This is a genomic window from Streptomyces sp. NPDC002884 (assembly GCF_040295245.1).
Classification (GTDB): Bacteria; Actinomycetota; Actinomycetes; order Streptomycetales; family Streptomycetaceae; genus Streptomyces.
Genome location: NZ_JBEOVB010000036.1, coordinates 36,901 through 63,731 on the forward strand (window position 1 = coordinate 36,901; position 26,831 = coordinate 63,731).

Annotated in this window: 25 protein-coding genes; 18 read left to right on the top strand and 7 right to left on the bottom strand. The window is 73.5% G+C overall.

What is annotated here, in order from left to right; all coding sequences use genetic code 11:
* Nucleotides 1-67: 67 nt before the first annotated feature.
* Entirely contained in the window at nucleotides 68-1,768 is a 1,701-nt protein-coding gene (locus tag ABT070_RS39135) for a proline--tRNA ligase (RefSeq protein WP_351767695.1), read from the top strand.
* Nucleotides 1,769-1,813: 45 nt separating this feature from the next.
* Here the strand turns inward: ABT070_RS39135 and ABT070_RS39140 are convergent, their stop codons facing one another.
* Complete coding sequence (locus ABT070_RS39140) at nucleotides 1,814-2,275, bottom strand: hypothetical protein (protein ID WP_351767696.1); 462 nt, start codon at nucleotides 2,273-2,275, stop codon at nucleotides 1,814-1,816.
* A gap of 15 nt (nucleotides 2,276-2,290) precedes the next feature.
* Between ABT070_RS39140 and ABT070_RS39145 the strand changes: the two genes are divergently transcribed.
* Genes ABT070_RS39145 through ABT070_RS39160 form a run of 4 tightly spaced genes read left to right on the top strand, consistent with a single transcriptional unit; the run spans nucleotide 2,291 to nucleotide 5,357 of the window.
* On the top strand, nucleotides 2,291-3,328 hold the full coding sequence (locus ABT070_RS39145) for an FAD:protein FMN transferase (protein WP_351767697.1): 1,038 nt from the start codon (nucleotides 2,291-2,293) through the stop codon (nucleotides 3,326-3,328).
* Complete coding sequence (locus tag ABT070_RS39150) at nucleotides 3,325-3,906, top strand: ferric reductase-like transmembrane domain-containing protein (RefSeq protein ID WP_351767698.1); 582 nt, start codon at nucleotides 3,325-3,327, stop codon at nucleotides 3,904-3,906. Before ABT070_RS39145 ends, ABT070_RS39150 begins: the two co-directional genes overlap by 4 nt.
* Nucleotides 3,903-5,120, top strand: a complete 1,218-nt coding sequence (locus ABT070_RS39155; protein WP_351767699.1) for an NADH-ubiquinone oxidoreductase-F iron-sulfur binding region domain-containing protein — start codon at nucleotides 3,903-3,905, stop codon at nucleotides 5,118-5,120. Before ABT070_RS39150 ends, ABT070_RS39155 begins: the two co-directional genes overlap by 4 nt.
* Before the next feature lie 3 nt (nucleotides 5,121-5,123).
* Nucleotides 5,124-5,357: a ferredoxin gene (locus ABT070_RS39160; RefSeq protein ID WP_351767700.1), complete on the top strand. Its 234-nt coding sequence runs from the start codon at nucleotides 5,124-5,126 to the stop codon at nucleotides 5,355-5,357.
* Between the two features lie 15 nt (nucleotides 5,358-5,372).
* Here ABT070_RS39160 and ABT070_RS39165 read toward each other — a convergent pair whose 3' ends face one another.
* Nucleotides 5,373-5,621: a hypothetical protein gene (locus tag ABT070_RS39165; RefSeq protein ID WP_351767701.1), complete on the bottom strand. Its 249-nt coding sequence runs from the start codon at nucleotides 5,619-5,621 to the stop codon at nucleotides 5,373-5,375.
* A 189-nt stretch (nucleotides 5,622-5,810) separates the two neighbouring features.
* Nucleotides 5,811-6,233, bottom strand: coding sequence for a helix-turn-helix domain-containing protein (locus ABT070_RS39170; protein WP_351767702.1), 423 nt, complete (start codon nucleotides 6,231-6,233; stop codon nucleotides 5,811-5,813).
* Between the two features lie 453 nt (nucleotides 6,234-6,686).
* On the opposite strand from ABT070_RS39170, the gene ABT070_RS39175 reads away from it, so the two are divergent.
* From ABT070_RS39175 to ABT070_RS39190, 4 genes are read left to right on the top strand one after another with little or no spacing between them, the layout of a single operon-like run.
* On the top strand, nucleotides 6,687-7,277 hold the full coding sequence (locus ABT070_RS39175) for an RNA polymerase sigma factor (RefSeq protein ID WP_351767703.1): 591 nt from the start codon (nucleotides 6,687-6,689) through the stop codon (nucleotides 7,275-7,277).
* Nucleotides 7,274-8,392, top strand: a complete 1,119-nt coding sequence (locus ABT070_RS39180) for a BN159_2729 family protein (protein ID WP_351767704.1) — start codon at nucleotides 7,274-7,276, stop codon at nucleotides 8,390-8,392. Before ABT070_RS39175 ends, ABT070_RS39180 begins: the two co-directional genes overlap by 4 nt.
* Entirely contained in the window at nucleotides 8,389-8,976 is a 588-nt protein-coding gene (locus tag ABT070_RS39185; RefSeq protein WP_351767705.1) for a WhiB family transcriptional regulator, read from the top strand. The genes ABT070_RS39180 and ABT070_RS39185 overlap by 4 nt, the downstream gene beginning before the upstream one ends.
* 29 nt (nucleotides 8,977-9,005) lie before the next feature.
* Nucleotides 9,006-9,596: a hypothetical protein gene (locus tag ABT070_RS39190; protein ID WP_351767706.1), complete on the top strand. Its 591-nt coding sequence runs from the start codon at nucleotides 9,006-9,008 to the stop codon at nucleotides 9,594-9,596.
* A gap of 225 nt (nucleotides 9,597-9,821) precedes the next feature.
* Here the strand turns inward: ABT070_RS39190 and ABT070_RS39195 are convergent, their stop codons facing one another.
* The 3 genes from ABT070_RS39195 to ABT070_RS39205 are packed head-to-tail and all read right to left on the bottom strand — an operon-like array spanning nucleotide 9,822 to nucleotide 11,861.
* Complete coding sequence (locus tag ABT070_RS39195; protein WP_351767707.1) at nucleotides 9,822-10,721, bottom strand: aminoglycoside phosphotransferase family protein; 900 nt, start codon at nucleotides 10,719-10,721, stop codon at nucleotides 9,822-9,824.
* 28 nt (nucleotides 10,722-10,749) lie between these two features.
* Nucleotides 10,750-11,268 carry a ferritin-like domain-containing protein gene (locus ABT070_RS39200; RefSeq protein WP_351767708.1) on the bottom strand — a complete coding sequence of 173 codons (519 nt, stop codon included), beginning with the start codon at nucleotides 11,266-11,268 and terminating at the stop codon, nucleotides 10,750-10,752.
* Nucleotides 11,265-11,861 carry a hypothetical protein gene (locus ABT070_RS39205; protein WP_351767709.1) on the bottom strand — a complete coding sequence of 199 codons (597 nt, stop codon included), beginning with the start codon at nucleotides 11,859-11,861 and terminating at the stop codon, nucleotides 11,265-11,267. The genes ABT070_RS39200 and ABT070_RS39205 overlap by 4 nt, the downstream gene beginning before the upstream one ends.
* Before the next feature lie 224 nt (nucleotides 11,862-12,085).
* On the opposite strand from ABT070_RS39205, the gene rimP reads away from it, so the two are divergent.
* The 9 genes from rimP to ABT070_RS39250 all read left to right on the top strand — a co-directional run bounded on the left by rimP (nucleotide 12,086) and on the right by ABT070_RS39250 (nucleotide 24,662).
* Complete coding sequence (gene rimP, locus ABT070_RS39210; protein WP_351767710.1) at nucleotides 12,086-12,640, top strand: ribosome maturation factor RimP; 555 nt, start codon at nucleotides 12,086-12,088, stop codon at nucleotides 12,638-12,640.
* A gap of 2 nt (nucleotides 12,641-12,642) precedes the next feature.
* Entirely contained in the window at nucleotides 12,643-13,629 is a 987-nt protein-coding gene (gene nusA / locus ABT070_RS39215) for a transcription termination factor NusA (protein ID WP_351767711.1), read from the top strand.
* A gap of 158 nt (nucleotides 13,630-13,787) precedes the next feature.
* The gene (locus ABT070_RS39220) at nucleotides 13,788-14,084 is read left to right on the top strand and encodes a YlxR family protein (RefSeq protein WP_351767712.1); all 297 of its coding nucleotides are present in this window, start codon (nucleotides 13,788-13,790) and stop codon (nucleotides 14,082-14,084) included.
* Nucleotides 14,085-14,231: 147 nt separating this feature from the next.
* Nucleotides 14,232-17,393, top strand: a complete 3,162-nt coding sequence (gene infB, locus ABT070_RS39225) for a translation initiation factor IF-2 (RefSeq protein ID WP_351767713.1) — start codon at nucleotides 14,232-14,234, stop codon at nucleotides 17,391-17,393.
* A 187-nt stretch (nucleotides 17,394-17,580) separates the two neighbouring features.
* Complete coding sequence (locus tag ABT070_RS39230; RefSeq protein WP_062641530.1) at nucleotides 17,581-17,874, top strand: DUF503 domain-containing protein; 294 nt, start codon at nucleotides 17,581-17,583, stop codon at nucleotides 17,872-17,874.
* A gap of 43 nt (nucleotides 17,875-17,917) precedes the next feature.
* A complete protein-coding gene (rbfA, locus tag ABT070_RS39235) occupies nucleotides 17,918-18,367 on the top strand; it encodes a 30S ribosome-binding factor RbfA (protein WP_351767714.1) in 450 nt (149 codons plus the stop codon).
* On the top strand, nucleotides 18,367-19,272 hold the full coding sequence (truB, locus tag ABT070_RS39240) for a tRNA pseudouridine(55) synthase TruB (protein ID WP_351767715.1): 906 nt from the start codon (nucleotides 18,367-18,369) through the stop codon (nucleotides 19,270-19,272). The genes rbfA and truB overlap by 1 nt, the downstream gene beginning before the upstream one ends.
* A 387-nt stretch (nucleotides 19,273-19,659) precedes the next feature.
* Complete coding sequence (locus ABT070_RS39245) at nucleotides 19,660-23,508, top strand: trypsin-like peptidase domain-containing protein (protein WP_351767716.1); 3,849 nt, start codon at nucleotides 19,660-19,662, stop codon at nucleotides 23,506-23,508.
* A gap of 209 nt (nucleotides 23,509-23,717) precedes the next feature.
* Complete coding sequence (locus tag ABT070_RS39250; protein ID WP_351767717.1) at nucleotides 23,718-24,662, top strand: bifunctional riboflavin kinase/FAD synthetase; 945 nt, start codon at nucleotides 23,718-23,720, stop codon at nucleotides 24,660-24,662.
* Nucleotides 24,663-24,784: 122 nt separating this feature from the next.
* On the opposite strand, the gene ABT070_RS39255 is transcribed toward ABT070_RS39250, so the two are convergent.
* Nucleotides 24,785-26,831, bottom strand: a 2,047-nt coding sequence (locus ABT070_RS39255; RefSeq protein ID WP_351767718.1) for a MinD/ParA family ATP-binding protein, incomplete at its 5' end; no start/stop codon positions are given.

The following is a 26,831-nucleotide window of genomic DNA, read 5'->3' on the forward strand; positions in this document are numbered from 1 at the left end:
CGACCCTCCCTCACTTTCGGCCTCGCTCGAAGCGGGGGGACCCCCATCAGCAGGAGATACGAGAACCATGGCGAACGCACCGGTCCAGCGCATGTCCCGGTTGATGGCGAAGACGCTGCGCGACGACCCTGCGGACGCCGAGGTCCTGAGCCACAAGCTCCTCGTCCGCGCCGGCTATGTCCGACGTACCGCAGCCGGCATCTGGTCGTGGCTGCCGCTCGGCAAGAAGGTCCTCGCCAACGTGGAGCGCATCGTCCGCGAGGAGATGGACGCGATCGGCGCCCAGGAGGTCAGCCTCCCCGCGCTGCTGCCGCGCGAGCCCTACGAGGCGACCGGCCGCTGGGACGAGTACGGCCCGGAGCTGTTCCGCCTCCAGGACCGCAAGGGCGGCGACTACCTCCTCGGCCCCACCCACGAGGAGATCTTCACGCTGATCGTGAAGGACCAGGCGTCCTCGTACAAGGACCTGCCGGTCATCCTCTACCAGATCCAGACGAAGTTCCGTGACGAGGCCCGTCCCCGGGCCGGCATCCTGCGCGGCCGTGAGTTCCTCATGAAGGACTCCTACTCCTTCGACACCGAGGACGAGGGCCTCGCGCAGTCCTACGCCCTGCACCGCCAGGCGTACCGGAAGGTGTTCGAGCGCCTCGGCCTCGACTACCGCATCTGCGCGGCGACCGCGGGCGCGATGGGCGGCTCCAAGTCGGAGGAGTTCCTCGCCCCGGCCGGTGCCGGCGAGGACACCTTCGCCGACTGTCCGAACTGCGACTTCGCGGCCAACACCGAGGCCGTCGCGTACGAGTTGAAGCCGGTGGACGCCGACGGCGTGGCCGCTCTTGAGGAGATCCCGACCCCGGACACCCCCACCATCGAGACCCTCGCCGCCCACCTCGGCGTCCCGGCCTCGGCCACCCTGAAGAACCTCCTCGTGAAGGTCGACGGCGAGATCGTCGCCGTGGGCGTCCCCGGCGACCGCGAGGTCGACCTGGGCAAGGTCGAGGCGCACTTCGCCCCGGCGGCCGTCGAACTGGTCACCGCGGAGGACTTCGTGGGCCGCCCGGACCTGGTCCGCGGCTATGTCGGCCCGCAGGGTCTGGACAAGGTGAAGTACGTCGCCGACCCGCGTGTGGCCCCGGGCACCGCGTGGATCACCGGCGCCAACAAGGAGGGCCTGCACGCGAAGAACGTCGTCGCGGGCCGCGACTTCGAGGTCGGCGAGTACGTCGACGTCGTCGTCGTCCAGGAGGGCGACCCCTGCCCGAAGTGCGGCACCGGCCTCAAGCTGGACCGCGCCATCGAGATCGGCCACATCTTCCAGCTGGGCCGCAAGTACGCCGACGCCCTCAAGCTCGACGTGCTCGGCCAGAACGGCAAGCCGGTCCGCGTGACCATGGGCTCGTACGGCATCGGCGTCTCGCGCGCGGTCGCCGCCCTCGCCGAGCAGAGCGCCGACGAGAAGGGCCTGTGCTGGCCCGCCGAGGTCGCCCCGGCCGATGTGCATGTCGTCGCGGCGGGCAAGGCGCTCCAGACCGAGCTGGCGCTCGACGTCTCCGAGAAGCTGAGCGCGGCGGGTCTGCGCGTCCTGGTCGACGACCGGCCCGGTGTCTCCCCGGGCGTGAAGTTCACCGACTCCGAGCTGATGGGTGTGCCGAAGATCCTGGTGGCGGGCCGCCGTTCGGCCGAGGGCGTCCTTGAGCTGAAGGACCGCAGGACCGGCGAGCGCGAGGAGCTCACGGTCGACGAGGCGATCGCCCGGCTGACGGCGTGACGTAAAGCAACGTCTCAGAGAATTCTGGCGGGGCGTACGGCTGCCTCACAGACTTCTCTCAGACCGTTCCCCGACCGTAGGGCGTGACAGAACGTCACTGCGGAGGGGAACGGTCATGGCGACCAGGGAAGAGGAACGGGGGGCCGCGGCAGCGGTCCGCAGAGGTGCGCGGCGTACGGCCGCCCTGGCCGCGGCGGTCACGCTCGCCGCGGCGGCCGGGGTGTTCGCCCTGGTCGGCACCATGCAGGCCGACGCCGAGACGACGGCGAGCAGCACGAGCACGAGCACGAGCAGCAGCTCCAGCTCCGGTGCCGACTCGAGTTCCACCGACACCGACACCGGCTCCACCGACACCGGCTCCACGGACAGCAGTTCCACCGACAGTGGTACGGACTCCTCGTCGGGCGGCTCGTCGAGCAGCTCGACGAACGGCTCGTCGTCGGACAGCGGCAGCTCCTCCTCGGACGGCGGTCTCACCTCCTCCTCCGGCGGCTCCGCCGACTCCACGTCGGGAGCGTCGTGATGAGCGCCCCCCTCGCGTCCCGCATTACGGCCGCCGCCGAGTGGCGGGCCCTCGGCACCACGGTCCGTCTGGTCGTCACCGACCCGGCCCTGCTGGAGTCCTGCAACCTGCTCCTCGCCCGGCACCTCGCCGAGGTCGACGCGGCCTGCAGCCGCTTTCGCGCCGACTCCGAACTGGCCGCCCTCGACGGCACCGCCGGCCGCCCGGTCCGGGTCAGCCCGCTGCTCGCCGAGGCCCTCGACGTGGCCCTGCGCGCCGCCGAGGACACCGACGGGGCGGTCGACCCCACCGTCGGCTCGGCGATGAACGCCCTCGGCTACGACCGCGACTTCACCCTCGTCCGCGAGGACGACCGCCCGGTCCGGCTCACGGTCCGGCGCACCCCCGGCTGGCGTACCGTGCGCCTGGACCGGGCGACCGGCACGGTCACCGTCCCCGAGGGCGTCCGCCTCGACCTGGGGGCCACCGCCAAGGCGTGGGCCGCCGACCGGGCCGCCAGGACGCTGGCCGCGGCGGCCGGCTGCGGGGTCCTGGTCGGTCTGGGCGGCGACACGGCCGTCGCGGGGGAGGCCCCGGCGGGCGGCTGGCAGATCCGTGTCCAGGACGTCACGGGATCCGTCGACGAAACCCCCGCCGAGGGGCCCTGGGACTCGGTGGGCCTGCGCGGCGGGGGCCTGGCCACCTCGGGCACGACCGCCCGGCGCTGGCGGCGGGGCGGTCACGACCTGCACCACATCGTCGACCCGCGCACCGGCCTGCCGGTCCGCTCCCCCTGGCGCACGGTCTCCGTCGCCGCCGCGACCTGCGCCGACGCCAACGCGGCGAGCACGGCGGCCCTGGTGAAGGGCGCGGGTGCGCAGCGGTGGCTGACGCGCAGGGGACTGGCGGCGCGTCTGGTGGCCCAGAACGGCACGGTCGTGACAACTCCGGGTTGGCCGGATCCCGCCCGTCCGACGGGTGGGGCCGAGGTCGGCGGGGCCGATCGGGGGCCCGGGGGCAGTGTCCCCGGAGCCCACCACCGGGAGGCGGCCGCGTGAGCTCCGAGACCCTCTGGTACGCCAACCGGGCCACCGGCGCCGTCTGCATGGTCCTCTTCACCGTCGTCGTCCTGCTCGGCGTCGCCGTCCGTACGAGGACCCGGCTCCCGGGGCTCCCCCGCTTCGGCACGATGAGCCTGCACCGCACGCTCTCCCTCTCCGCGACCGCCTTCCTCGCCCTGCACATCACCGCCGCGGTCGTGGACGGCTACGTCGACATCACGGTCGTCGACGTCCTCGTCCCCTTCGCCGGCGACTACCAGCCCCTCTGGCTCGGCCTCGGCACGGTCGCCCTGGACCTGATGCTCGCCGTCTTGGTCACCAGCCTGCTGCGGGAACGCCTCGGTCACCGCGCCTGGCGGACCGTCCACCGGCTGGCGTACGCCGCCTGGCCGGTCGCGCTCGTCCACGGCGTCGGCATCGGCACGGACACCGGCGCCGACTGGATGACCTGGCTGACCGTCGCCTGTGTGGCCACGGCGGTCGCCGCCTTCGCCGCCCGCCTCGCCCACGCCGCCCGCGCCGGCCACCGTACCCCGGCGGCTCTCCTGCGCACCGCCGAAGGAGCCCGACCGTGACCGCCACCCTCCCGGACCTTCACATGCCCCCGCGCCTCCTCGCCCCCGGAACCACCCCGGCCGACCTCACCACCCACCACCAGCGCTACGGCCCGCTGTCCCACGGCGACCCGGAGGACCTGCTCCGCACGGTCGCCGAGTCCGGCCTCACCGGGCGCGGCGGAGCCGGCTTCCCGACGTACCGCAAGCTCGTCGCCGTCGCGGAGGCGGGCCGGCGTACCGGCCGCGCTCCCGTCGTCGTGGCCAACGGCGCCGAGGGCGAGTCGGCCAGCCGCAAGGACGGGGCTCTGCTGCGCCGGTCGCCCCATCTGGTCCTGGACGGACTCCAGTCGGCGGCCCGCACGGTCGGCGCGGGGGAGGCGTACCTCGCCGTGGAGGACGGCGCGACCTGGCTGGAATCCGTCCTCGCCCAGCGCACCGCCGACCCGCTGCCCGTGAAGGTCGTCCGTCTGCCCAAGTCGTTCCTCTCCGGCCAGGCCGCCGCCCTCGCCCGGTACGTCTCCGGCGGCGCGGCCCTGCCCACCCATCAGCGCCCGCCGGTCCGCGAGCGCGGAGTGCACCGGGCCCCGACCCTCGTGCAGAACGTCGAGACCCTGGCCCATCTCGCGCTGGTCGCCCGCTACGGCGCCGACTGGTACCGCACGGCCGGTACCCCGACCCAGCCAGGCAGCGCGCTGTGCACGGTCCATGTGCCGGGCCGTGAACCCCGGGTGGTGGAGGCGCCCTACGGCCTGCCCCTGGGGCGGCTGCTGCCGCTGGAAGGCGCCCGGGCGGTCCTGGTCGGCGGCTACCACGGCACCTGGATCCCGGCCCCGGAGGCCGCTCGACTGGCCCTGGACAGTGGCTACTTGGGCGCGGGTGTGCTCGCCACGCTGCCCGCCGACCGCTGCGGCCTCGCCGAGACCGCGCGCGTCCTGCGCTATCTCGCCCTCCAGTCGGCCGGCCAGTGCGGTCCCTGCCTCAACGGCCTGCCCCGCATCGCCACCGCCTTCCGTACCCTCGCCGCACCCGGCCCCCAGGGCACTGTCCGCGCCGACCTGGCCCGCTGGTCGGGGCTCGTCGAGGGCCGAGGCGCCTGCCACCACCCCGACGGCACCGTCCGCCTGGTCCGCAGCGCCCTGACCACGTTCGCCGCCGAGGTCGACGCACACGCCCGGGGCCACTGCACCGCGACCGACCACACACCCCTGCTGCCCGTCCCCGAGGAGGTCTGACCCATGAGCACGGACCAGCGCATCGACACGGCCCAGCGCATCGACATCGACTGGACCGCCTGTCAGGGCCATGGCCTCTGCGCGGACTTCCTTCCCGAGCACATCACCCTCGACGAGTGGGGCTACCCCCTGGTCGACGGCGCCCCGGTCCCGGCCGGCACCGTACGGCGGGCCCGGCGCGCGGCGGCCGACTGCCCGGTGCTCGCCCTGACGTTGGTCCCGGGGCGGGCGGGCTGACGAGGGGCGGGAGGATCAGCAGACCTCGGCCGCGAGGAAGCCGCGGGGCGCGAGTTCGTCCGGCAGCTGCACCCGCATACCGCAGAAGCACCACAGCAGGCTGCCGCGTGAGGCAGGGGCACCCAGGTCGACCATCAGAATGTCGCGTACTTCCCGGAGCACGTCACTCAGCTGGAAGCCTCTGGCAACGCGGATGCTGACCTCATCAGGGTCCCAGACCGCGATTTTGGGCAGATTGTCCGTTAATGAAATGTGGATGCACACAACTGTCTCCCCAGGGATGCACAACGACACGAGTGATCCGCTCCGGGAGGCCAGCGGCGCACCGATGGTAGCGGTGACGGTCGTGGCTAGGGGGAGTTTCGGTCATATTCATTCGTAGGGGGCGGATCGCCTTGCGCGTCCGCCGCCGGTCGGCATCACGGCCCGTGGGTCGAGGTGACGCCGCTGACCTCAGGTGATGCGGCTGACCTGCAGCATTGCCTCCGCGTCCTTCAGCAGCGCACGTTGACGTGCCTCCGGCAATTGCCGGTACAGCTTGAGGAGCCGTGCCTCCCGCTCGTCACCGCTGGGGCCGGGGGCGGGACGGCCGACCGCCTCGAAGAACTCCCTGGGCGTCGTCTGCACGCCCCAGCGCCGGAACGCGTCGACCATGGCCCGCAGCTTCTCCGGGTCTATGCGTGAGGTGCCGCGCGTTCGGTTCATCCACGCGTTCAGGGTCGGGTACGAGATGCCGGCCGCCGAGGCCAGGTCTTTCTGGGTCTTCCCCGGAGCCTGCGCCAGGAGACGTTCGAGCAGAATCGCGAGGTCCACGTCCTGGCGTGCCGGATCGTTGCGGGGCGCTGGGTCTCCTGGGCGGCTCTGCTGGTTCGTCACGACTCAGAGGATCGGGCATCGATATCTACAAGCGCAAGTAGATCGCAGACCGGCAATCGGGCCCTTTGGTGCACGCCGGAGCGTTAACGACGCAGTCGTGCAAACCTGCGCCCCCGTGCTCCCCTGCGCGGAATCACACCCGCACCTTGCGCTCCGTACATCACTTGACACTGTATGCATCTACGTGAAGACTGTAGATAGGCCCGGCGACGGGCCGTCCGGCTCGCGGGGGAAACGGGTGGCGAGCACCCTTTCCGGCGGGAGTCGACGGCCCTGCTTTCCCGGTGCCTCGCGCGACGGAGTCGCGTCCCGCAATCTCTGGCATCGGTCGCCCTGCCCTGTCGCGGAGCAGGGTGACCGGACGTTCGCCGAATGAATCTACATCTACATGTATATCGCAGATGCGGAGGATCCTCGCTCCGCACACCCCGCACGACGACGGGAGTACCCACCGTGTCCGCACCGAACAACGTCACGTCCGCTCCGGACGGTCCGGAACCCGAGTTGATCGCCCGGGCCCGGGCGGGCGACCGGGAGGCGTTCGCCACCCTCTATTACGAGCACTACCGCCTCGTGTACAGCTTTCTGCTCGTTCGTACGCGCAACAGACACCTCGCCGAGGACCTGACCCAGGAGGTGTTCACCCGCGCGCTGCGACGTATCGACGGGTACGTCTGGCAGGGCACGGCGTTCGCCGCCTGGCTGATCACCATTGCCAAGAACCTCCATCTGGACGAACTCGGCCGCGGCCGTACCCGGCTGGAGACCCCGGTCGCCGAGTTCCTGGACCCGCAGGTGCCCGGCCGTGGCCCGGAGTCGCTCGCCCTGCGCGAACTGGAGGCCGTCGAGGCGCACGAGACGGTCCGCACCGTCCTGCACACGCTCAACGCCCAGCAGCGCCACTGCGTCCAACTGCGCTTCCTCGACGAACTGACCGCGCAGGAGACGGCCCTGGAAATGGGGCGGAGCGTCGGCGCCGTCAAGGCGCTGACCCACCGGGCGCTCCAGAAGCTGCGCTGGACGGCCGGGACGGTGGCGGTGTGAACGGGAACGTGCTCCACGCCGCGCGGGTGATCCGCACGGTGCTGGCGACCGTCCGGACCGAACAGGCGGCGGCCGTGGCGCAGGCGCTGGATTCGGCCCGTCTCCTCGTCGACCCCGAGCGTTCCTTCGGCGTGGTGCTCTACCGGACGCCGGACGGCGGCTGGTCCCGCACCGCGCGACCGGTCACCGAACTGGAGCGGCAGGCCCTGACCTGGGACACCTCCTGCGAACGGGCACGGCACGTCGCGCGCGGCATCGAACGGCACCTGGACACGCACCCCGGACCGCACGCCGTCCGCGTCGAGGGCGACCGGCTGCGGGTCTCGCTCCGCGTCGACGGCCCCGCCCAATGGGCGCGCTGGCGCTCCTACTTCGGTATCGCGGGCGTCGCCGAGCGGACCGATCCCCACCTGCTGACGGGGGAGGGGGAACGTGACGGCGTCCAGGTGACGGTGGTGGCCCTCAGCGCCTCCACGTCACCGCCGGAGTCGACGACAGAAGTGGACAGGCACCGGTTCCGGATCGGCGAGACCCTGTACGACCTGGCCTTACCGATGCGCGACGTATACGGGGGCGTCTGGTACTTCGAGGGCCGTCGAAGCGGCGACGGCATGCCTCTGATGGCCCTCGACGGTCGGCCCGAGCGGTGCTCCCTCGCCAATGTGGCCGTGTACCTGGGGCCGTTGTCGCCGGTGCGGCACGACGACGACGGCTCGGCCGCCGCACCGGCGGAGAGTCCGTCGGCGGTGCCCGCGCGGCCGGCCCCGACGGATCGACCGGCGCCACCGGGCCGGGTGGTCCCGCATGTGCTTCCGGTCGCGGCGGTACCGCGGACGCTGCCGGACGAGCCTGGGCCCTGGGCGATGGTGGACGTGTCGGAGGCGGGAGTCCCGCCGGACGTGCCGCGACCGCGGGTGATGCCGGGCCTGCGGGACCTGCGGACGATCTCGGGGCTGCCCGAACGGGAACAGGCGCAGGTGCGGCAGCCGGAACCGGTGGAGCCGGTGGAGTCGGCGGAACCGGTGGAACCGGCGCACCGGCCGGCCTGGGCCGAACCGTTCGGGCCGCTCGTGCCGTCGGTGCCGGCGGCCGGTCCGGCGGGGCCGGTCCGATGAGTGCCGGTCGGTCGAGGGGGCCGACCGGCGCCGGAGGAGAGGCGGACGGGGGGACCCGGGCATGGGAGTCGAGTGCCGCCTGCCGGCACCAGGACGCGGAGCTGTGGTTCTCCCGCCGGTCCTCGTCCCGTGCCGTTGCCATCTGCGCGGCCTGCCCCGTGCTGGCCCACTGCAGGGCCGCCGTGCTCATACGCGAGAAGGGACTGCCCAAATGCCATCGAGACGGTGTCATCGCCGGCCTGACCGGCCCTCAGCGCTATGCCCTGGAGTGTCGGGCGGACCGGTCGCGGCCGACGCCGGCCGCCGATCTCGAGGCGCCCCGCGCGCCGGTCGGTGCGCCCCGCAAGCAGCCTGCCCCGTGCGGGACCCGGGCGGCCTACCAACGGCATCTGCGCCTGCGGGAGCCGGTCGACGAGCCCTGCCGTCTCGCCAACGCCCGCAGCGCCGGCCGTTACCGCCGCACCGGTTCCACCCGCGCCCGGAACGAAGCCGCCCGGAACGAAGCCGCCCGGAACGAAGCCGCCCGGGGCTGCGACCGCTCGTGGGGAACAGCCGGGAAACCTGGCAGCCCGCCCCGGAAGTGACCCCCCGTTCACCGCCACCGGAGTACTTCATGTCCGTACCCTCGACGGGCCGTCCGCCCGAAGAGCTCCTGTCCGACGGCTCCCGCGAGCGCCGCTCCCGAGCCGCCCGTCCCGTCGGCCGCCTGTCCGCCCTTCGCCGCCTTTTCAGGCCGCGGGACCGAGATCCCCTGCCGGAGACCGCGCCACGGCACAGTCCCTCCCCGGACCTGGACAACTGCCGTCAGGAGCTGGTCCGCTGGCAGCGCCATGCCGACTCCTTCGAGCGGGAGCTGACCCGGGTCTCCTTCGAACGCGCGCACCTCCTGGCGTGGCTGGCGGCGCTGCACCCGGCGAGCGCGGTCGTCACCGGGGCCGTCGGGGCCGGACCGGACGGCACGCACCTGCTGCGACTGGTGGCCGGGGGACGGCAGTTGTCCTGGCGTCTTCCTCCCCGGGACATCCCGCTGTTCGCGCATGTCCCGTACACGGAGCGCGCCGACGGCCACCCGCAACGGGACGGCTTCACCGCTGTGGAGCAGGCTGCCCACATCCGCAGTCACACCCGCCTGCTGGCCCTTGAGGGGACTCTGTTCACCGCTCCCGCCGAGAGACGGCCGCAGGCGCGGTCGACCGAGCACTGACAGCCCAGGGGACGGGCCTCGGAGCCCGCCCCGCGAGACTCCGGTCGGCAGGCTCGGGAGGCACGTCGGCCGGATCCACAGCGCTCCCCTGCGAGGGGGGATCTCCAGCAGGGGAGCGCTGTCCCGTCCTCGGCCTCCCGTCCTCGGCCTCCCGGCCGTCGCGCGGGCGGCCCGGCGGTCCCATGGCCCGGCGGCCCGGCAACCCCGCGGCCCGCCCGGGCCCCGCTACAGCCAGCTCGCGAACTCGAGCAGCAGCTCGGAGTCCCGCGTCCGCCCGACCCGCCGTGCCCGGACCCCCGACTCCACCGCCCGGAACAGCGTCCAGCCGCGCAGCCGCTCCTGGTCCAGTTCCAGCGACTCCGCGAGCCGCTTCACCCGGCGCCGGGTGATCGTCGCCCCGGACGGCGAGGCGATCAGGTCCTCCACCCGGTCGCGGACCAGCCGGGCCAGATCGAAGGCGCACTCGCCGACCACCGGATCCGGGCCCACCGCCAGCCACGGCGTCCGCTCGCCCGCCAGCACCTTGCTCTGCCGGAACGTGCCGTGCAGCAGCCGGTGCTCGGGCGGCGCCGCCAGCAGCTCCGTACGGGCGGCGAGCGCCGCGTCCACCAGGGCGGCCACCTCGGGCTCGGCCCCGGCACTCGCCCGCATCGCCTCCGCCTGCCGTCCCGTCCGGTCGGCCACGGACTCGAAGGAGTGGCCGGCCGGAGGCTCCACCCACAGTCGCCGCAACGTCCCGGCCGCCTCCAGCAGGGCCTTCGCCTCCGCCAGCGACCGCACCGACACGTCCGGATGCAGCCGTTCGAGCAGCAGTGCCCCCGCCGTCCGCGGCCCGGCGAGCAACTGGACGGCGCCCAGGCCGTCCCAGTGCGCCAGCGCGGCCCGCTCCGCCTCCGGCCGGAACCGGGGCGGGGCCAGCTTCAGCACGGCCGGTGTCCCGTCCGCGTGCCGCACGAGCAGCACCAGGCTGGTCCGGCCGCCCGGCACCTGCACCCGATCGACGGTCAACTCGCCCAGCGCGACGGCCTGTCGGGCCGCCTCCGGCAGCTTCTCCAACCAGCCGTCACCGTCCGGTGCCGTCTCACCGAGCGCCCTGATCAGACGCTGCGGCGGTTCGAAAGCCATGCGCGAGTCGTTCCCTTCCTGCTTCGGGTCAGGCCGCCGGTGTGCCGGAGGCCGCTGCCGCCGCCGGAGGCGTCGCCGCTGCCGGTACGGACGCCGAGCCCGTGGCCGGATCCGTACCGGTCCGCTCGGCGAGACCAGGGAAGGCTACGCTCCCGCCGCGCCAGCGCGCCCCGCGGACCGCCGCCTCCCGCAGCGCGCCCGCCGCGTCCCGGCGCCGCGCTTCAGCGGCCGCGCGCACCAGGTCGGAGTACACCCCGGCCACGCGGTCCTCCAGCTCGGTCGCGAGCCGGACCGCCGCGGCGGAGTCCGGCACCGGGAACGGCAGCGCGTACCCGGCGCTCGCGGCGACCGGCTCGGCCCCCAGGTCGCGCACCGCGCGCACCAGCGCGTCCCGGCGCGCCCGGTGCGCGTCGTAGGCGGCCCGCGCCTCCGCGCGTCGCCCCTCGCGGATCCGCCCGCCGACGACCCCGTACCCGTACACGGCGGCGTGTTCGGCGGCCAGCGCCGCCTGGAGTGCCGTCAGCTCCGCGCTCGTGGTCCCGCTCATCGGGTCCCCTCCGTCAGCAGATAGGCGTGGGCCGCGCCGGCCGCCGCCACCGAGGCCAGCAACCGGGCCAGCTCGCCCGGGACGTCCAGCAGCTCCGTGGCCCTGCGGTCGGCGAGCGTCCGCTCGGCCGCGGCCAGCCCGGCGAGCGCGTCCGTGTCGGTGATCGGCACGGCGGACGGCACGGCCGTCGGATCGGCCGGAGCGACCGAGGCGGAGCCCGTGGGCGAAACCGTGGGGGAGGCGGGGGAGTCCGTGGCGGAACCCGTGACGGAATCCGTGGCGGAGGGGGACGCCTTCCCGGTGCCCCCGAACGCCTCCACGTGCCGTGCGACCTCCGCCCGCAGCGGCGCCAGCCGCACCGCCAGCGCCGGATGGACGGCGAGCACGGCGTCGTACCGTGCCACCAGTGCGCCGCTCTCCTGGGCCGCACGCGCGCGTGCCCGCTCGGTGGCCGACGGGCTGCTGCTCGCGCTCTCCTCGGACTCCTCCGTACCGGACGAGCAGCCCACGAGCAGCGCGGCTCCCGCGGCCGACGCGAGCAGGGATCTTCTGCGCGGCCCCGAGGGGGTGCGCGAGGGGAGGGGCAACGGCACGGCAGGCGTCCTCGGGGAACTCGTACGGAACTGGCGTCCTGGTGGGCGGCGGCCCGTGATCACCGTACCCGCGCGGTCGTCCCGTACCACTCAGCGGCACCGTGCCGCGAGGGCCCGCCACCCTCCGTGCACAGGTGGACGGCAACACACCTTGCGACCGGATACCCTTTGACCAGACACGCGCCCCATCCCACAACAGCACACGCGGCCGAGGAGTCACCCGGATGAGCACCACCCAGAGCGAGAGGCTGCGAGAGCTCCTGGAACCGCTCGTCGCCTCCCAGGGACTGGATCTCGAAGAGATCACCGTGGACTCCGTCGGACGCAAGCGGGTGCTGAGTGTCGTCGTCGACTCCGACTCCGGAGCGGACCTGGACCAGATCGCCGATGTGAGCCGCGCGCTCTCGGCGAAGCTCGACGAGACGGACGCGATGGGCGAGGGCGAGTACACCCTCGAGGTCGGCACCCCGGGCGCGGAGCGCGCACTCACCGAACACCGCCACTACGTACGCGCCGTCGACCGGCTGGTGCGGTTCCAGCTGACCGAGGGCGGCGAGCTGGTCGCCCGGATCCTGACGGTCGACGACGAGGGACTCGACCTCGAGGTCCCCGGCGTGAAGGGCCGCAAGGCCACCGCTCGCAGACTCCCCTTCGGTGACGTCGACAAGGCCCGCGTGCAGGTCGAGTTCAACCGCAAGGACAAGAGCGACGAGCACGCCAAGAACGAGAACGACGAGATCGACGAGAACGACGAGAACGAGATGGAAGAGGAGGCGTAGCCGTGGACATCGACATGAGTGCCCTGCGGGGCTTGGTGCGGGAGAAGGAGATCTCCTTCGACCTGCTGGTCGAGGCGATCGAGTCGGCCCTCCTCATCGCCTACCACCGCACCGAGGGAAGCCGCCGTCACGCGCGCGTGGAGCTCAACCGGGAGACCGGACATGTGACCGTGTGGGCGAAGGAGGACCCCGAGGACCTCGAGGAGGGGCAGGAGCCCCGTCCGTTCGACGACACCCCGTCGGACTTCGGCCGCATCGCCGCCACCACGGCCAAGCAGGTGATCCTCCAGCGTCTGCGCGACGCGGAGGACGACGCGACGCTCGGCGAGTACGCCGGCCGTGAGGGCGACATCGTCACCGGCGTGGTCCAGCAGGGCCGCGACCCGAAGAACGTGCTCGTGGACATCGGCAAGCTGGAGGCCATCCTGCCGGTGCAGGAGCAGGTCCCGGGTGAGACGTATCCGCACGGCCTGCGCCTGCGGTCGTACGTCGTCCGGGTGGCGAAGGGAGTGCGCGGCCCGTCCGTGACGCTCTCCCGCACCCACCCCAACCTGGTGAAGAAGCTCTTCGCCCTGGAGGTGCCGGAGATCGCCGACGGTTCGGTCGAGATCGCCGCCATCGCACGCGAGGCCGGTCACCGTACGAAGATCGCCGTCAGGTCCACCCGTTCGGGCCTGAACGCCAAGGGCGCCTGCATCGGCCCCATGGGCGGCCGGGTGCGCAACGTGATGGGCGAGCTGAACGGCGAGAAGATCGACATCGTCGACTGGTCGGACGACCCGGCGGAGATGGTGGCGAACGCGCTGTCCCCGGCCAGGGTCTCCAAGGTCGAGGTCGTCGACCTCGGGGCCCGCTCCGCGCGCGTGACCGTGCCGGACTACCAGCTGTCGCTGGCGATCGGCAAGGAAGGGCAGAACGCCCGGCTCGCCGCCCGGCTGACCGGCTGGCGCATCGACATCCGCCCGGACGTCGAACAGCCCACCGAGTAGTCCACCGAGTGGCCCGGCGAGCAGGTCAACGCGCTGCACCGGGCAGCGGGGGAATAGATCTCGGCCTGCCGGGGCTCAGATCACGACAGATGTAACGCGGCAACTGTTCGAATCCTGGCCCGAAGGGGTGAGGTCGCCGCGGGGAGGTAGACTTAACAGTGTCTGGCCGGACGCACACCGGAGCATGCCCTGAACGCACCTGTGTGGGGTGCCGGGAGCGGGCGGCCAAGACGGGGCTGCTGCGCATCGTGGCGATCAAGGACGCATGCGTCCCCGATCCACGCGGTACGCTGCCCGGCCGGGGTGCGTATCTGCACCCCGCCCCGGTCTGTCTCGACCAGGCGGTACGCCGCCGGGCGTTCACGAGGGCGTTGCGAGCCCCGGGAGCGCTCGACACAAAGGCGTTGCGCCAGTACGTCGAGCAGACGACCGTTGCCGAACAGGCGACAAAGTAAGAAGGCGTCGCACGGAACCTCCGTGCGGCTCTGGTACCCCGCGAGTTGGAAGTAGGTCGAGATTGCGATGAGCACTCGATGAGCACGCGATGAGTACGCCCATGAAGTAGCGACGGTCCGGACACACCCGGACCTAAAAGGAGCGAAGTGGCTAAGGTCCGGGTATACGAACTCGCCAAGGAGTTCGGGGTGGAGAGCAAGGCCGTCATGGCCAAGCTCCAGGAACTCGGTGAATTCGTCCGTTCGGCGTCTTCGACCATCGAAGCGCCCGTTGTCCGCAAACTGACAGACGCCTTCCAGGGCGGCGGCAAGCCCGCCCCGCGCAAGGCAGCCCCCAGGCCCGGCGCGCCCTCACCGGCGCAGGCGGCCCGTCCGGGTCCGGCCGCACCGCGGCCGGCCGCCCCCAAGCCTCCCGCGGCGCAGACGCCCGCGGCCGAGGCGGCCCCGGCCGCCCCCGCCGCCTCGTCGGCCCCCGCGCCGGCGGCCTCCGGCCCGCGTCCGGGTCCCAAGCCCGCGCCGCGTCCGGCCCCGGCCGCCCCGGAGTTCACCGCTCCGCCGGCCGCTCCGGCCGCCCCCGCCGCTCCGGCCCAGTCGTCCGCCCCGCGGCCGGCCTCCCAGGGTCAGGGTCCGCGCCCCGGCGCGCCCCGCCCCGCCGGCCGCCCCGCGCCCGGTCAGGGTCAGGACCGCGGCGATCGCGGTGACCGTGGCGACCGCGGTGACCGCGGTGACCGCGGTGACCGCGGCCAGCGTCCGGCCGCCGCTCAGGGGTCGCGCCCCGGTGGCGCCGGTGCCCCGCGTCCGGGCGGTGCCCGTCCCTCGGGTCCGCGTCCGGGCAACAACCCCTTCACCTCCGGCGGCAACGCCGGCATGGCGCGCCCGCAGGCGCCCCGTCCGCAGGGCGCTCCGCGTCCCGGCGGCCCCGGTGGCGCTCCCGGCGCAGGTCCCCGTCCGCAGGGCCCCGGTGGCCAGGGCGGCGGTCCTCGTCCGCAGTCTCCGGGCGGCGCCCGTCCGTCTCCGGGCGGTATGCCTCGCCCGCAGGGCGCAGGCCCCGGCGGTCCCCGTCCCGGCGGCGGTCCGCGTCCCAACCCCGGCATGATGCCGCAGCGTCCCGCTGCGGGCCCGCGTCCCGGCGGTGGCCCCGGCGGCCGCGGTCCGGGTGGCGGCGGCGGTGCCGGTCGTCCCGGCGGCGGCGGTCGTCCCGGTGGCGGCGGCTTCGCAGGTCGTCCGGCCGGTCCCGGTGGCGGCGCACGTCCGGGTGGCGGCGGCGGTTTCGCCGGTCGTCCCGGCGGCGGTGGCCCCGGCGGCGGTGGCGGCGGCTTCGGTGGCGGCGGTGGCCGTCCCGGATTCGGTGGTCGTCCCGGCGGTCCCGGTGGCCGTGGTGGCACGCAGGGCGCCTTCGGTCGTCCCGGCGGTCCCGCGCGTCGCGGTCGCAAGTCGAAGCGGCAGAGGCGCCAGGAGTACGAGGCCATGCAGGCCCCGTCGGTCGGCGGCGTGATGCTGCCTCGCGGCAACGGACAGTCCGTCCGCCTGTCGCGCGGTGCGTCCCTCACCGACTTCGCCGAGAAGATCGGCGCCAACCCGGCGTCGCTCGTCGGCGTGATGATGAACCTCGGCGAGATGGTCACCGCCACGCAGTCCGTCTCCGACGAGACGCTGAAGCTCCTCGCGGACGAGATGAACTTCGTCCTCGAGATCGTCAGCCCCGAGGAGGAGGACCGCGAGCTGCTCGAGTCCTTCGACATCGAGTTCGGCGAGGACGAGGGTGGCGAGGAGTTCCTCGTCGCGCGTCCGCCGGTCGTGACCGTCATGGGTCACGTCGACCACGGTAAGACCCGACTGCTCGACACCATCCGCAAGACGAACGTCATCGCGGGCGAGGCCGGCGGCATCACGCAGCACATCGGTGCGTACCAGGTCGCCACCGAGGTCAACGGTGAAGAGCGCAGGATCACCTTCATCGACACCCCGGGTCACGAGGCGTTCACCGCCATGCGTGCCCGTGGTGCCAAGTCGACCGACATCGCGATCCTCGTGGTGGCGGCCAACGACGGTGTGATGCCCCAGACGATCGAGGCGCTGAACCATGCCAAGGCGGCCGACGTGCCGATCGTGGTCGCGGTCAACAAGATCGACGTCGAGGGCGCGGACCCGACCAAGGTGCGCGGTCAGCTCACCGAGTTCGGTCTGGTGGCCGAGGAGTACGGCGGCGACACGATGTTCGTCGACATCTCCGCCAAGCAGGGCCTCAACATCGAGAGCCTGCTGGAGGCCGTGGTCCTGACCGCGGACGCCTCGCTCGACCTGCGGGCCAACCCGGAGCAGGACGCGCAGGGCATCGCGATCGAGTCCCACCTCGACCGTGGCCGCGGCGCCGTCGCGACCGTCCTGGTCCAGCGAGGCACCCTGCGGGTCGGCGACACCATGGTGGTCGGCGACGCGTACGGCCGTGTCCGCGCGATGCTCGACGACAAGGGCGAGAACGTGGAAGAGGCGGGTCCCTCGACCCCGGTCCTCGTCCTCGGTCTCACCAACGTCCCGGGCGCCGGCGACAACTTCCTCGTCGTCGACGAGGACCGCACGGCCCGCCAGATCGCAGAGAAGCGTGCCGCTCGTGAGCGGAACGCCAACTTCGCCCGCCGGGGTGTCCGGTTCTCCCTGGAGAACCTGGACGAGGCCCTCAAGGCCGGTCTGGTGCAGGAACTCAACCTCATCATCAAGGGCGACGCGTCCGGTTCGGTGGAGGCTCTCGAGTCCTCGCTGCTCCAGCTCGACGTCGGCGAAGAGGTCGACATCCGCGTTCTGCACCGCGGTGTGGGTGCGGTCACCGAGTCGGACATCGACCTGGCGACCGGCTCCGAGGCCATCGTCATCGGCTTCAACGTCCGCGCTGCGGGCCGCGCGGCGCAGATGGCGGAGCGCGAGGGCGTCGACGTCCGGTACTACTCGGTGATCTACCAGGCCATCGAGGAGATCGAGGCAGCCCTGAAGGGCCTGCTGAAGCCGGAGTACGAGGAGGTCGAGCTCGGCACGGCGGAGATCCGCGAGGTCTTCAAGTCGTCCAAGCTGGGCAACATCGCCGGTGTCCTGGTCCGGTCGGGCGAGGTCAAGCGCAACACCAAGGCGCGCCTCATCCGCGACGGCAAGGTCATCGCGGAGAGCCTCACCATCTCCGGGCTGCGTCGCTTCAAGGACGACGTCACCGAGATCCGCGAAGGCTTCGAGGGCGGTATCAACCTCGGAAACTTCAACGACATCAAGATCGACGACGTCATCGCGACGTACGAGATGCGGGAGAAGCCGCGGGTGTAAGCACCCATGGTCCGTACCGGCCGGCGGGGGATCGTTCCCCGCCGGCCGGTACGGCGTCCGGCGGACGCATGAGCGAGGTAAAACCCCGTCGAGCGTCCGCCAGGATCGTTGTACCGTTCTTGATGTCCCTGTCCCGTGGGCGGGCAGGGCCATCGATCCCGTACCGGCGGGTGAACCGGTTACACACATGTATGTGGGGACTCTGTCCTTCGACCTCCTCCTCGGCGACGTACGGTCGCTGAAGGAGAAGCGCTCCGTCGTCCGTCCGATCGTCGCCGAGCTCCAGCGCAAGTTCGCGGTGAGTGCGGCCGAGGTGGACGACCAGGACCTCCACCGCAGGACCAAGATCGGTCTCGCCGTGGTCTCCGGTGACGCGGAGCATCTGACCGATGTACTGGACCGGTGCGAACGGCTGGTCGCCGGCCGCCCCGAAGTGGAGCTGCTGTCGGTCAGACGCCGCTTCCACGGCGAAGACGACTGACCGACCACAGAACGCAAGAGCAGACAGAACGGGAGACGGACCAGTGGCCGACAACGCGCGCGCCAAGAGGCTGGCGGACCTCATCCAGCAGGTGGTGGCGCAGAAGCTGCAGCGCGGGATCAAGGACCCGCGGCTCGGCTCCCACGTCACCATCACGGACACCCGGGTCACGGGTGACCTCAGGGAGGCGACGGTCTTCTACACGGTGTACGGGGACGACGAGGAGCGGGCGGCCGCGGCCGCCGGGCTGGAGAGCGCCAAGGGCGTCCTGCGCTCCGAGGTGGGCCGGGCTGCGGGCGTGAAGTTCACGCCGACGCTGGCCTTCGTCGCCGACGCCCTGCCGGACAACGCCCGCACCATCGACGACCTCCTCGACAGGGCGCGTGCCGCCGACGAGAAGGTCCGCGAGGTGTCCGCGGGTGCCGGGTACGCCGGCGATGCCGACCCGTACAAGAAGCCCGGTGACGAGGACGAGACGGACGACTCCGCCTGATGAACGGCAAGCAGACCCCGCCCGACGGCCTTGTCATCGTCGACAAGCCGTCGGGCTTCACTTCGCACGACGTCGTGGCCAAGATGCGGGGGATCGCCAAGACCCGCCGCGTCGGCCACGCCGGCACGCTCGACCCGATGGCGACGGGCGTCCTCGTCCTCGGCATCGAGAGGGCGACGAAACTCCTCGGGCACCTGGCGCTCACCGAGAAGGAGTACCTGGGCACGATCCGGCTGGGCCAGACGACCCTGACGGACGACGCGGAGGGCGAGATCACGGGGTCCACGGACGCCTCGAAGGTCACCCGGGACGCGGTCGACGCGGGCATCGCCAAGCTGAGCGGCGACATCATGCAGGTGCCGTCCAAGGTCAGCGCCATCAAGATCAAGGGCGTGCGTTCCTACAAGCGGGCCCGTGACGGCGAGGACTTCGAGATCCCGGCCCGTCCGGTCACCGTCTCGTCCTTCTCCGTGTACGACGTCCGTGACGGTGTCGCCGAGGACGGCACCCCGGTCGTGGACCTGGTCGTGTCCGTCGTCTGCTCCTCCGGCACCTACATCCGGGCCCTGGCCCGCGACCTGGGCGCGGACCTGGGCGTCGGCGGCCACCTCACCGCCCTGCGCCGCACCCGCGTCGGCCCCTACAAACTGGACTCGGCGAAGACGCTCGACCAGCTCCAGCAGGAGTTCGGCGTGATGCCGGTCGCCGAGGCGGCCACCGCCGCGTTCCCCCGCTGGAACGTGGACGCCAAGCGGGCCCAGCTGCTCACCAACGGCGTACGCCTGGAGATGCCCGACGAGTACGCGGGCGCCGGCGCCGTGGCGGTCTTCGACGCCGAGGGCCGGTTCCTGGCCCTGGTGGAGGAGCAGAAGGGCAAGGCGAAGAGCCTGGCCGTGTTCGGCTGACGAGGCTCGAAGCGCGTTCCGCGGTGCCCGTGGAGCGGCGAACACGGGGTTGTGCTGCGCCGCCGCTCCACGGTCCCCCCTCGGTTCCCCCACCCCTAGGGTGTATCCAGCGGCCCTCGTTCATTCACCCGTCCGGGCAGGCGCTCGGAGTGAACCGAGGGAGTGCAGGGGGGCGCGTTCGGTCCGTGATCTGTCCCGCCGATCATCCCGCCCCTACCGTCGGACCCAGGGCACGCGGGCGCGGCGGGAGGTACGACGATGGCGGGACGAGGCCCGCGGACACCGCGGCACGACTCCCTGCGGGGCGCGCCCCGGAACGGCCCGGCAAATCCCCCGGGCCCCCTGGATCCCCCGGGCCCCCTGGATCCCCCGGGCCCCCTGGATCCCATGGCTTCCCCGGATGCCCCGGACCGCCGGGACGCGGCCTTCGCCACGGACTTCGCCGCTGACGTGGACACCTCGACCGTCCGGATCCGCGACCTGGCCGGCCGGCCGCGCGGCACCGGGTTCTTCGCCGACCACCAGGGCACGGTGATCACCAGCCACGAGGCGGTCGACGGCCTGTCGCGGCTCGTCCTGTACGCCGCCGGCGACCGCAGTTGTGTCGTGACCGCCGACGCGGTCACCCCCCTCCCGGAACTCGACCTGGCCCTCGTCCGCACCGAGGGCCTCGGCGGCGTCCCGCTGCCGGTGACCGTGCGGGACGGCGTCGAGACCGGCCGGTACGTGCGGCTGGTCGCCGGCTGCTGGCGCGAGGCACGGGTCCTGGCAGAGACGTCCGTGACCTACACGGCGACGGACCGCTTCCACCTCCTCGACGACGCCCTGGAACTGGCGATCGGCACAGCGGGCCGGGACGCGCTGCGGCTGGGCGGCGGCGCGGCCGGGGGACCGGTCCTCGACGCCGAGACCGGCGCGGTCGTCGCCGTCCTCGGCACCGCGCTCCGGTCCGGCCACCGCGACGCCGGCTTCGCGGTGCCGCTGCGACCCCGGATCCCGACGACCGACGCCATGCCGACGGCCGACGCCATGCCGACGACCGACACCATGCTGACGACCGACGCCCTCCCGCTGACCGGTGACATGGCGGCGGCCGACGGCAGTCCTGCGGGCCTGCCGCCGGGCGGCCACGCGAGCGACGGCGCAGCGATGACGGCGCCGCCCGCAGGTGCGGGCGCCACCAGTGGTGGCCGTGGCCGTGGCGCTGCCGCCGGCGTCGGCGTCGGCGGTCGGGGTGGCGGTTCTGCGGGGTCGGGGAACGGGTGCTGGGTGTCCGGGCCGGGGGCGGGGACTCCTGCCGACGGTCCGCTGGCCGAGCTGCTCGCCCGTAACGCGGCCACCGTGCCCGCCTACGGCGCCGACCTCAACCTGGCCGGCCTCCTCGAACTCACGGCCACGTCGGTCGGTTCGGACGGGCCGCCCGGAGCGCTGTCCGACCCCCTCGGCCGCGCCGCGACCGGCTCCTCCGCAGCCGCGGAACCCATCGAACGTGCCGCCCCCGCACGGGAGTTCGCGGCCTTCGCGACGAGCCCGGCGGCCGTCCTCGCACTCGTCGGCGCACCGGGCAGCGGCCGGACGACGGCACTCGCCGCGCTCGCCGCGCGCCGCGACCGTGGCGCACGGCCGGCCCCCACCCTGTGGCTGCGCGGCGCCGACCTGAGGGCCGGGGACGACTCCCTCGCCGACGCGGCCCGCCGCGCACTGGACCGCGCGGCACGCATCGTGGCGGCGGGCGCGGCAGCGGCTCCGGCCGCGGGCGCGCCAGCGGTTGCGGGGCGACGGGGGGTCGACCCGTCCGGGCCGTCCAGCCCCTGCGGCCTCGGTGATGTCACTCCCGAGCGGCTCGCCGGCCTGGCCCGGGCCGTCGGACGCCCCCTGCTGCTGCTCCTCGACGGGCCCGAGGAGATGCCCTCGGTGCTCGCGCACCGGCTCGCCGAGTGGAGCGAGGGCACGGCCGACTGGTTGCGGGAGACGGGCACGCGGCTGGTGGTGGCCTGCCGGGGCGAGTACTGGGAACGGGCCGGTGCGGAGTTCCCGCCGGAGCTGCTCCACGGGTCCGTGGCGGCCGGGGACCCGCTGCCGCCCTGCGTACGCCTCGGCGACCTCACCGCCGACGAGGCGCGCGAGGCCCGCGCACGCTACCGCGTGCCCGAGGGCGCGCTCTCCGCCCCCGACGACCGGCACCCGCTCACCCTCCGTCTCCTCTCCGAGGTCCGTGCCGCCCTCCCCGGCCCACAGGACCCGGCGCCCGTCGACCGCGACGACGTCCTGTCCGCGTACCTCGATCTGATGTGCCTGCGGGTCGCGGTACGCCTCGCCGCCGAGAACGGGCTGCGCGGCACCGCCGTACGCCGTCTCGCGGCGAAGGTCTCCGGCCAGGTGCACGAGGCCGCCCGCCGCAGTCTCGGGCCGGGCCAGGGCGAACTGGACCGGGAGTCGTTCGAGGCGGTGTTCCCCTGGGGCCCGGCGCCGGCCCGCCTCGGCGGCGGCGCCGGCTGGGCGTCCGCCGTCCTCACCGAAGGTCTCCTCGTGCCCGCGGGCCGCGGCTACCGCTTCGCCCACGAGGAACTCGCCGACTGGATCCAGGGCATCCACCTCGACCTGGACGAGGCCCTGCGCGCCCTGGTCCACCGCCGCCGCGCGCCCGGCGGTCGGCATCTGCTGCCCGTCCCGCACCACCGAGCCGGTCCCGTCGTCCAGTCCCTGCTGCTTCTCGCCCGCCAGCAGGGCCCGCACCGACTCGCGCTACGGCTGCGGGAGTTGGTCCACGCCCTGGACGCCGACCCGGCCTCGTGGTGGGCCGCCCGGCTGCTCACCGAGACCCTGCTGCGGGTCCCGGACGCGACGCCGTACACGGGCGTGCTGTGCCTGCTGGCGGATCTGATCGGCGCGGGGGCCCGGCCGCACGGCCGGTTCGCGGACTTCGGTCCCGCGTTCTGGACCGGGCTCGCCCTCCCCACCGACGCCCGCCTCGACCTGCTGCGCCGGCTGGTCCTCGCCGACGGCTCCCCGCAGGACGCGGACTCGCCCCGCCACCTCGACGCCGTCGCCCGGCTCCTCGCCGCCGACCCCACCGCCGTACAGCCCTGCCTCACCCACTGGTTCGACGACGAGCGGCCGCTGCCCGCGACCCCGCACGCCACCGTGGCGACGGCCGCGCAGGCGCTGCTGCACACCCACCGGCACCGGGCGCTGGACGACCTCACGGAGGCCCTCGTCGACTGCGCGCATCCCCGCGCCGACGAGCTGCTCGCCGTGCTGGCGGAGGAGGAGCCGTCCGCGCTGTGCCGGGCCGTCGACCGCTGGTCGCACGACGAGCGGCCGGCCCGGCGGGTCGCGGCGGCGACGTACGGACTGCGCGTCGCCCCGTACATCCGGACGGAGGCCGACCACCGGCTGCTGCGCTACGCGGCGCTCGTCCTGCTGGACCGTCCCGCCGACCGCGCCCTGCACGGTGGCGCGCTGGCCCTCCTCGTCCGGGACCCCGAGACCCGCTCCCGGCACCTGCCGCAGGCGTTGGAGCGGTTCACGGCGGGCGACCCGCAGCTGCCGCCGAGCGCGTTGCTCGCGGCCCTGGGCACACACCCCGAGCCGGTCCTGGACGCCTTCCGGTCCCGCCTGCGGGGCCCGGACCGCGCGGACACCGGCAGCGTCCTGCGCGCCCTCGCCGACGTCACCACGCCCGCCCTGGCCCTGCGGGTCGCCGCCCTCGTCCGGGAGGCGGTGGAGCGGCGACCGGAGGCCGCCGGGCAGGTGGCCGCGTACGTCGACCGGCGCCTCGACCACGGCCCCGACGCCCGGGCCGTCCTCCTGCCGCTGGTCACGGGACTGCTGGACGGCGGCGGCGGGCCCGAGCAGGTGCGGGCCGCCCTGGCCGGTGTACTGGCCGCCCCCGGAGCGCCGGAGTCCCGGTCCCTGCGGGACGAACTGCTGGAGCACCTCTTCACCCACGAACGCGCCCCGGAGGTCCTGGACGCCGTGCTGCACGCGGCGGCCGGGCGCACCGGCGGGGATCGGCGCGCCCTCGTCCACCGCACCGGCCTCCTCCTGGTCCGCACCCCCGACGGCGCCACCCGCTTCGACCGCGGTCTGGTCGAGTCGGCCCGGCACGTCCCGGGCTTCGCCGCGCAGGTGGTGGACTGGCTCACGGACGCGCCGGGGGAGTGGGCGGTGGTGGTCGGCCCCAGCGCCCGCCGGACGATCGAGAACCTGGCGGGGGTGCGGGTGCCCGCGTGACATGGCCGCCCCCGTGGCGCCGCCGCCTCGGTGACCGGGCAGGCCTCGGTGACACGGCAGCCTCCGTGACGCGTCGCGACGTGGCCCGGCTCACGTGGGTCGGGTCACAGCCCCCATGCCGATGCGGGCCGGAAGCACCCGGCATGGCACCCTTAGTCCTGCGTAAGAGGCAATGGTAGATACGGACACGGGTTCGAGGAGCGGTCACAGTGCAACGCTGGCGTGGCTTGGAGGACATCCCCGAGGACTGGGGACGCAGCGTCGTCACCATCGGCTCCTACGACGGGGTCCACCGAGGGCACCAGCTGATCATCCGGCATGCCGTGGACCGCGCCCGTGAACTGGGCGTTCCCGCCGTCGTCGTCACCTTCGACCCGCACCCCAGCGAGGTCGTCCGCCCCGGCAGCCATCCGCCGCTGCTCGCCCCGCACCACCGCCGTGCCGAGCTGATGGCCGAACTGGGCGTGGACGCGTCGCTGATCCTCCCCTTCACCACGGAGTTCTCGAAGCTGTCCCCGGCGGACTTCGTGGTCAAGGTCCTGGTCGACAAGCTGCACGCCAAGGCGGTCGTCGAGGGCCCCAACTTCCGCTTCGGCCACAAGGCGGCGGGCAACGTCGAGTTCCTCGCCGAGCAGGGCAAGGTCTACGACTTCGACGTCGAGGTCGTCGACCTGGTGCTGTGCGGCGAGGCGGGCGGCGGACAGCCGTTCTCCTCGACGCTGACCCGCCGGCTGGTCTCCGAGGGCGATGTCGCGGGCGCCGGGGAGATCCTCGGCCGCCCGCACCGGGTGGAGGGGATCGTGGTGCGCGGGGCGCAGCGGGGGCGGGAACTCGGCTTCCCGACCGCCAACGTCGAGACCCTGCCCCACACCGCGATCCCGGCGGACGGCGTCTACGCGGGCTGGCTGCACGCGAACGGCGAGGCGATGCCGGCCGCGATCTCCGTCGGCACCAACCCGCAGTTCGACGGCACCGAGCGCACGGTGGAGGCGTACGCCATCGACCGCGTCGGCCTCGACCTCTACGGCCTGCACGTCGCCGTCGACTTCCTCGCCTTCGTGCGCGGCCAGGCGAAGTTCGAGTCGCTGGAAGGGCTGTTGGAGCAGATGGCCCTGGACGTGAAGCGCTGCAAGGAGCTGGTGGCGGCGCGGTAGCCGCCCCGTCGTCGTCCCCTCGGGGCGCGACCGACGAACGGCCGAAGGGCGGCCGGTGTCCCAGGACACCGGCCGCCCTTCGGCGTTCTTTACTGCTGCGTCACCGCCGCATCACTGCCGCTTCACTGCTGCGGAGGCTGCCCGGGCTGAGGGGCCTCGGGGTGCTGCGGGTAGCCGTAACCGGCCGGGGGATACCCCGGGTGCTGCTGCTGTTGCTGCGGCTGCGGCTGGGCGTACGGGTCCTGACCCGGCTGGGGCTGCTGCTGCGGATACGGCTGCCCCTGGGGCTGACCCTGCTGCGGGGGGTACGGCTGCCCGGGGCCGGGCTGCGGCGCCTGCGGGTACGGCTGACCCGCCTGCGGCGGATAGGGCTGCCCGGGCACCGGCTGGCCCGGCATCTGCTGGCCCGGCATCGGCGGGGCGGCCACCGGCGGCGGGTTGCCGTCGCTGGTCCAGAGGCCCTGGCGCTGCTGGTGGCGGATGAAGTCCTCCGCCACCATCGCCGTGAGGTTGAAGTACGCCTCCCGGACCTTCGGCCGCATCATGTCGAGGTCGACCTCGGCGCCCGCGGCCAGATGCTCGTCGAACGGCACGACGACGACACCGCGGCAGCGGGTCTCGAAGTGCGACACGATGTCGTCGACCTTGATCATCTTGCCGGTCTCGCGCACCCCGGAGATGACGGTGATGGACCGCGAGACGAGCTCCGCGTATCCGTGCGCGGACAGCCAGTCCAGCGTCGTGCTGGCGCTGCTCGCACCGTCCACGGACGGCGTGGAGATGATGATCAGCTGGTCGGCGAGGTCGAGCACCCCGCGCATGGCGCTGTAGAGCAGACCGGTCCCGGAGTCGGTGAGGATGATCGGGTACTGGTTGCCGAGCACGTCGATCGCGCGCCGGTAGTCCTCGTCGTTGAAGGTCGTGGACACCGCCGGGTCGACGTCGTTGGCGATGATCTCCAGGCCGGACGGCGCCTGGGAGGTGAACCGCCGGATGTCCATGTACGAGTTGAGGTATGGGATCGCCTGGACGAGGTCGCGGATCGTCGCCCCGGTCTCGCGCCGCACCCGTCGGCCGAGCGTCCCGGCGTCCGGGTTGGCGTCGATCGCGAGGATCTTGTCCTGGCGTTCGGTGGCGAGGGTGGAGCCGAGCGCGGTGGTCGTCGTGGTCTTGCCCACGCCGCCCTTGAGGCTGATGACGGCGATCCGGTAGCAGGACAGCACCGGCGTGCGGATCATCTCCAACTTGCGCTGCCGCTCGGCCTCCTCCTTCTTGCCGCCGAGCTTGAAGCGGGAGGAAGCGGCGGCGGGCCGGCCGCTCTTCGCCTTCTGCCGCTTGTTGTTGAGCAGCCGGTCGGAGGACAGCTCCACGGCGGCCGTGTAACCCAGCGGCGCGGCACCGGGGTTCACCGGCTGCCGCTGGTCGTGCTGGATCGGCTGCGGCCAGGCGGCCCCGGCCCGGGGATCGACGGGCGGCTGGGGCTGCTGCGGCCCCTGCGACGCGTCGGGTGCGGGCGCGTGCGGGTGCGGGTGCTGGGGTGTCTGTGGCGCCTGCGCATGCGGTGCCGGCGGCTGGGGCTGGGGCTGGGGCTGGTGAGGCTGCCCGGGGAAGCCCTGCGGCCCTCCCTGCGGGGCTCCTTGCGGGAACCCCTGGGGCGCGGCCGCGGGGGTCTGCCCGTCCGCCTGCTGCGGGATGCCCGGCTGCGGGAAGCCGGGGTGCGGCGCCTGCGGGGCCTGAGGCTGCTGAGGCTGCGGTGCCGGGGGCTGGGGGAAGCCGTAGCCGCCGGGGACGGGCGGTGCGTCGGCGGGCTGGGGGTAGCCGTAGCCGGCGTGGGCGGAGGCGTCGACGGGCGGCTGCGGTGCCGGAGGCGCCGGTTGCGCGGCAGGGGCGGGTGCTGCGGGTCCGGTGTTCTGCTGGGGGAAGCCGTAGCCGCCGGGTGCGGGCGGTGCGTCGGTGGGCTGGGGGTAGCCGTAGCCGGCGGGCGGCTGGGGTGCCGGAGCGGCCGGTTCTGCGGCAGGCGTGGGTGCTGCGGGTCCGGTGTTCTGCTGGGGGAAGCCGTAGCCGGCAGGGGCGGGCGGTGCGTCGGTGGGCTGGGGGTAGCCGTAGCCGGCGGGCGGCTGGGGTGCCGGAGCGGCCGGTTCTGCGGCAGGCGTGGGTGCTGCGGGTCCG

Bases quoted from the DNA above. Each gene is read 5' to 3' on its own strand.
- ABT070_RS39135 (WP_351767695.1), top strand. From the start codon at position 68: ATGGCGAACGCACCGGTCCAGCGCATGTCCCGGTTGATGGCGAAGACG.
- ABT070_RS39145 (WP_351767697.1), top strand. From the start codon at position 2,291: ATGAGCGCCCCCCTCGCGTCCCGCATTACGGCCGCCGCCGAGTGGCGG.
- ABT070_RS39160 (WP_351767700.1), top strand. From the start codon at position 5,124: ATGAGCACGGACCAGCGCATCGACACGGCCCAGCGCATCGACATCGAC.
- ABT070_RS39185 (WP_351767705.1), top strand. From the start codon at position 8,389: ATGAGTGCCGGTCGGTCGAGGGGGCCGACCGGCGCCGGAGGAGAGGCG.
- ABT070_RS39190 (WP_351767706.1), top strand. From the start codon at position 9,006: ATGTCCGTACCCTCGACGGGCCGTCCGCCCGAAGAGCTCCTGTCCGAC.
- ABT070_RS39195 (WP_351767707.1), bottom strand. From the start codon at position 10,721: ATGGCTTTCGAACCGCCGCAGCGTCTGATCAGGGCGCTCGGTGAGACG.
- ABT070_RS39200 (WP_351767708.1), bottom strand. From the start codon at position 11,268: ATGAGCGGGACCACGAGCGCGGAGCTGACGGCACTCCAGGCGGCGCTG.
- rimP (WP_351767710.1), top strand. From the start codon at position 12,086: ATGAGCACCACCCAGAGCGAGAGGCTGCGAGAGCTCCTGGAACCGCTC.
- ABT070_RS39230 (WP_062641530.1), top strand. From the start codon at position 17,581: ATGTATGTGGGGACTCTGTCCTTCGACCTCCTCCTCGGCGACGTACGG.
- truB (WP_351767715.1), top strand. From the start codon at position 18,367: ATGAACGGCAAGCAGACCCCGCCCGACGGCCTTGTCATCGTCGACAAG.
- ABT070_RS39245 (WP_351767716.1), top strand. From the start codon at position 19,660: ATGGCTTCCCCGGATGCCCCGGACCGCCGGGACGCGGCCTTCGCCACG.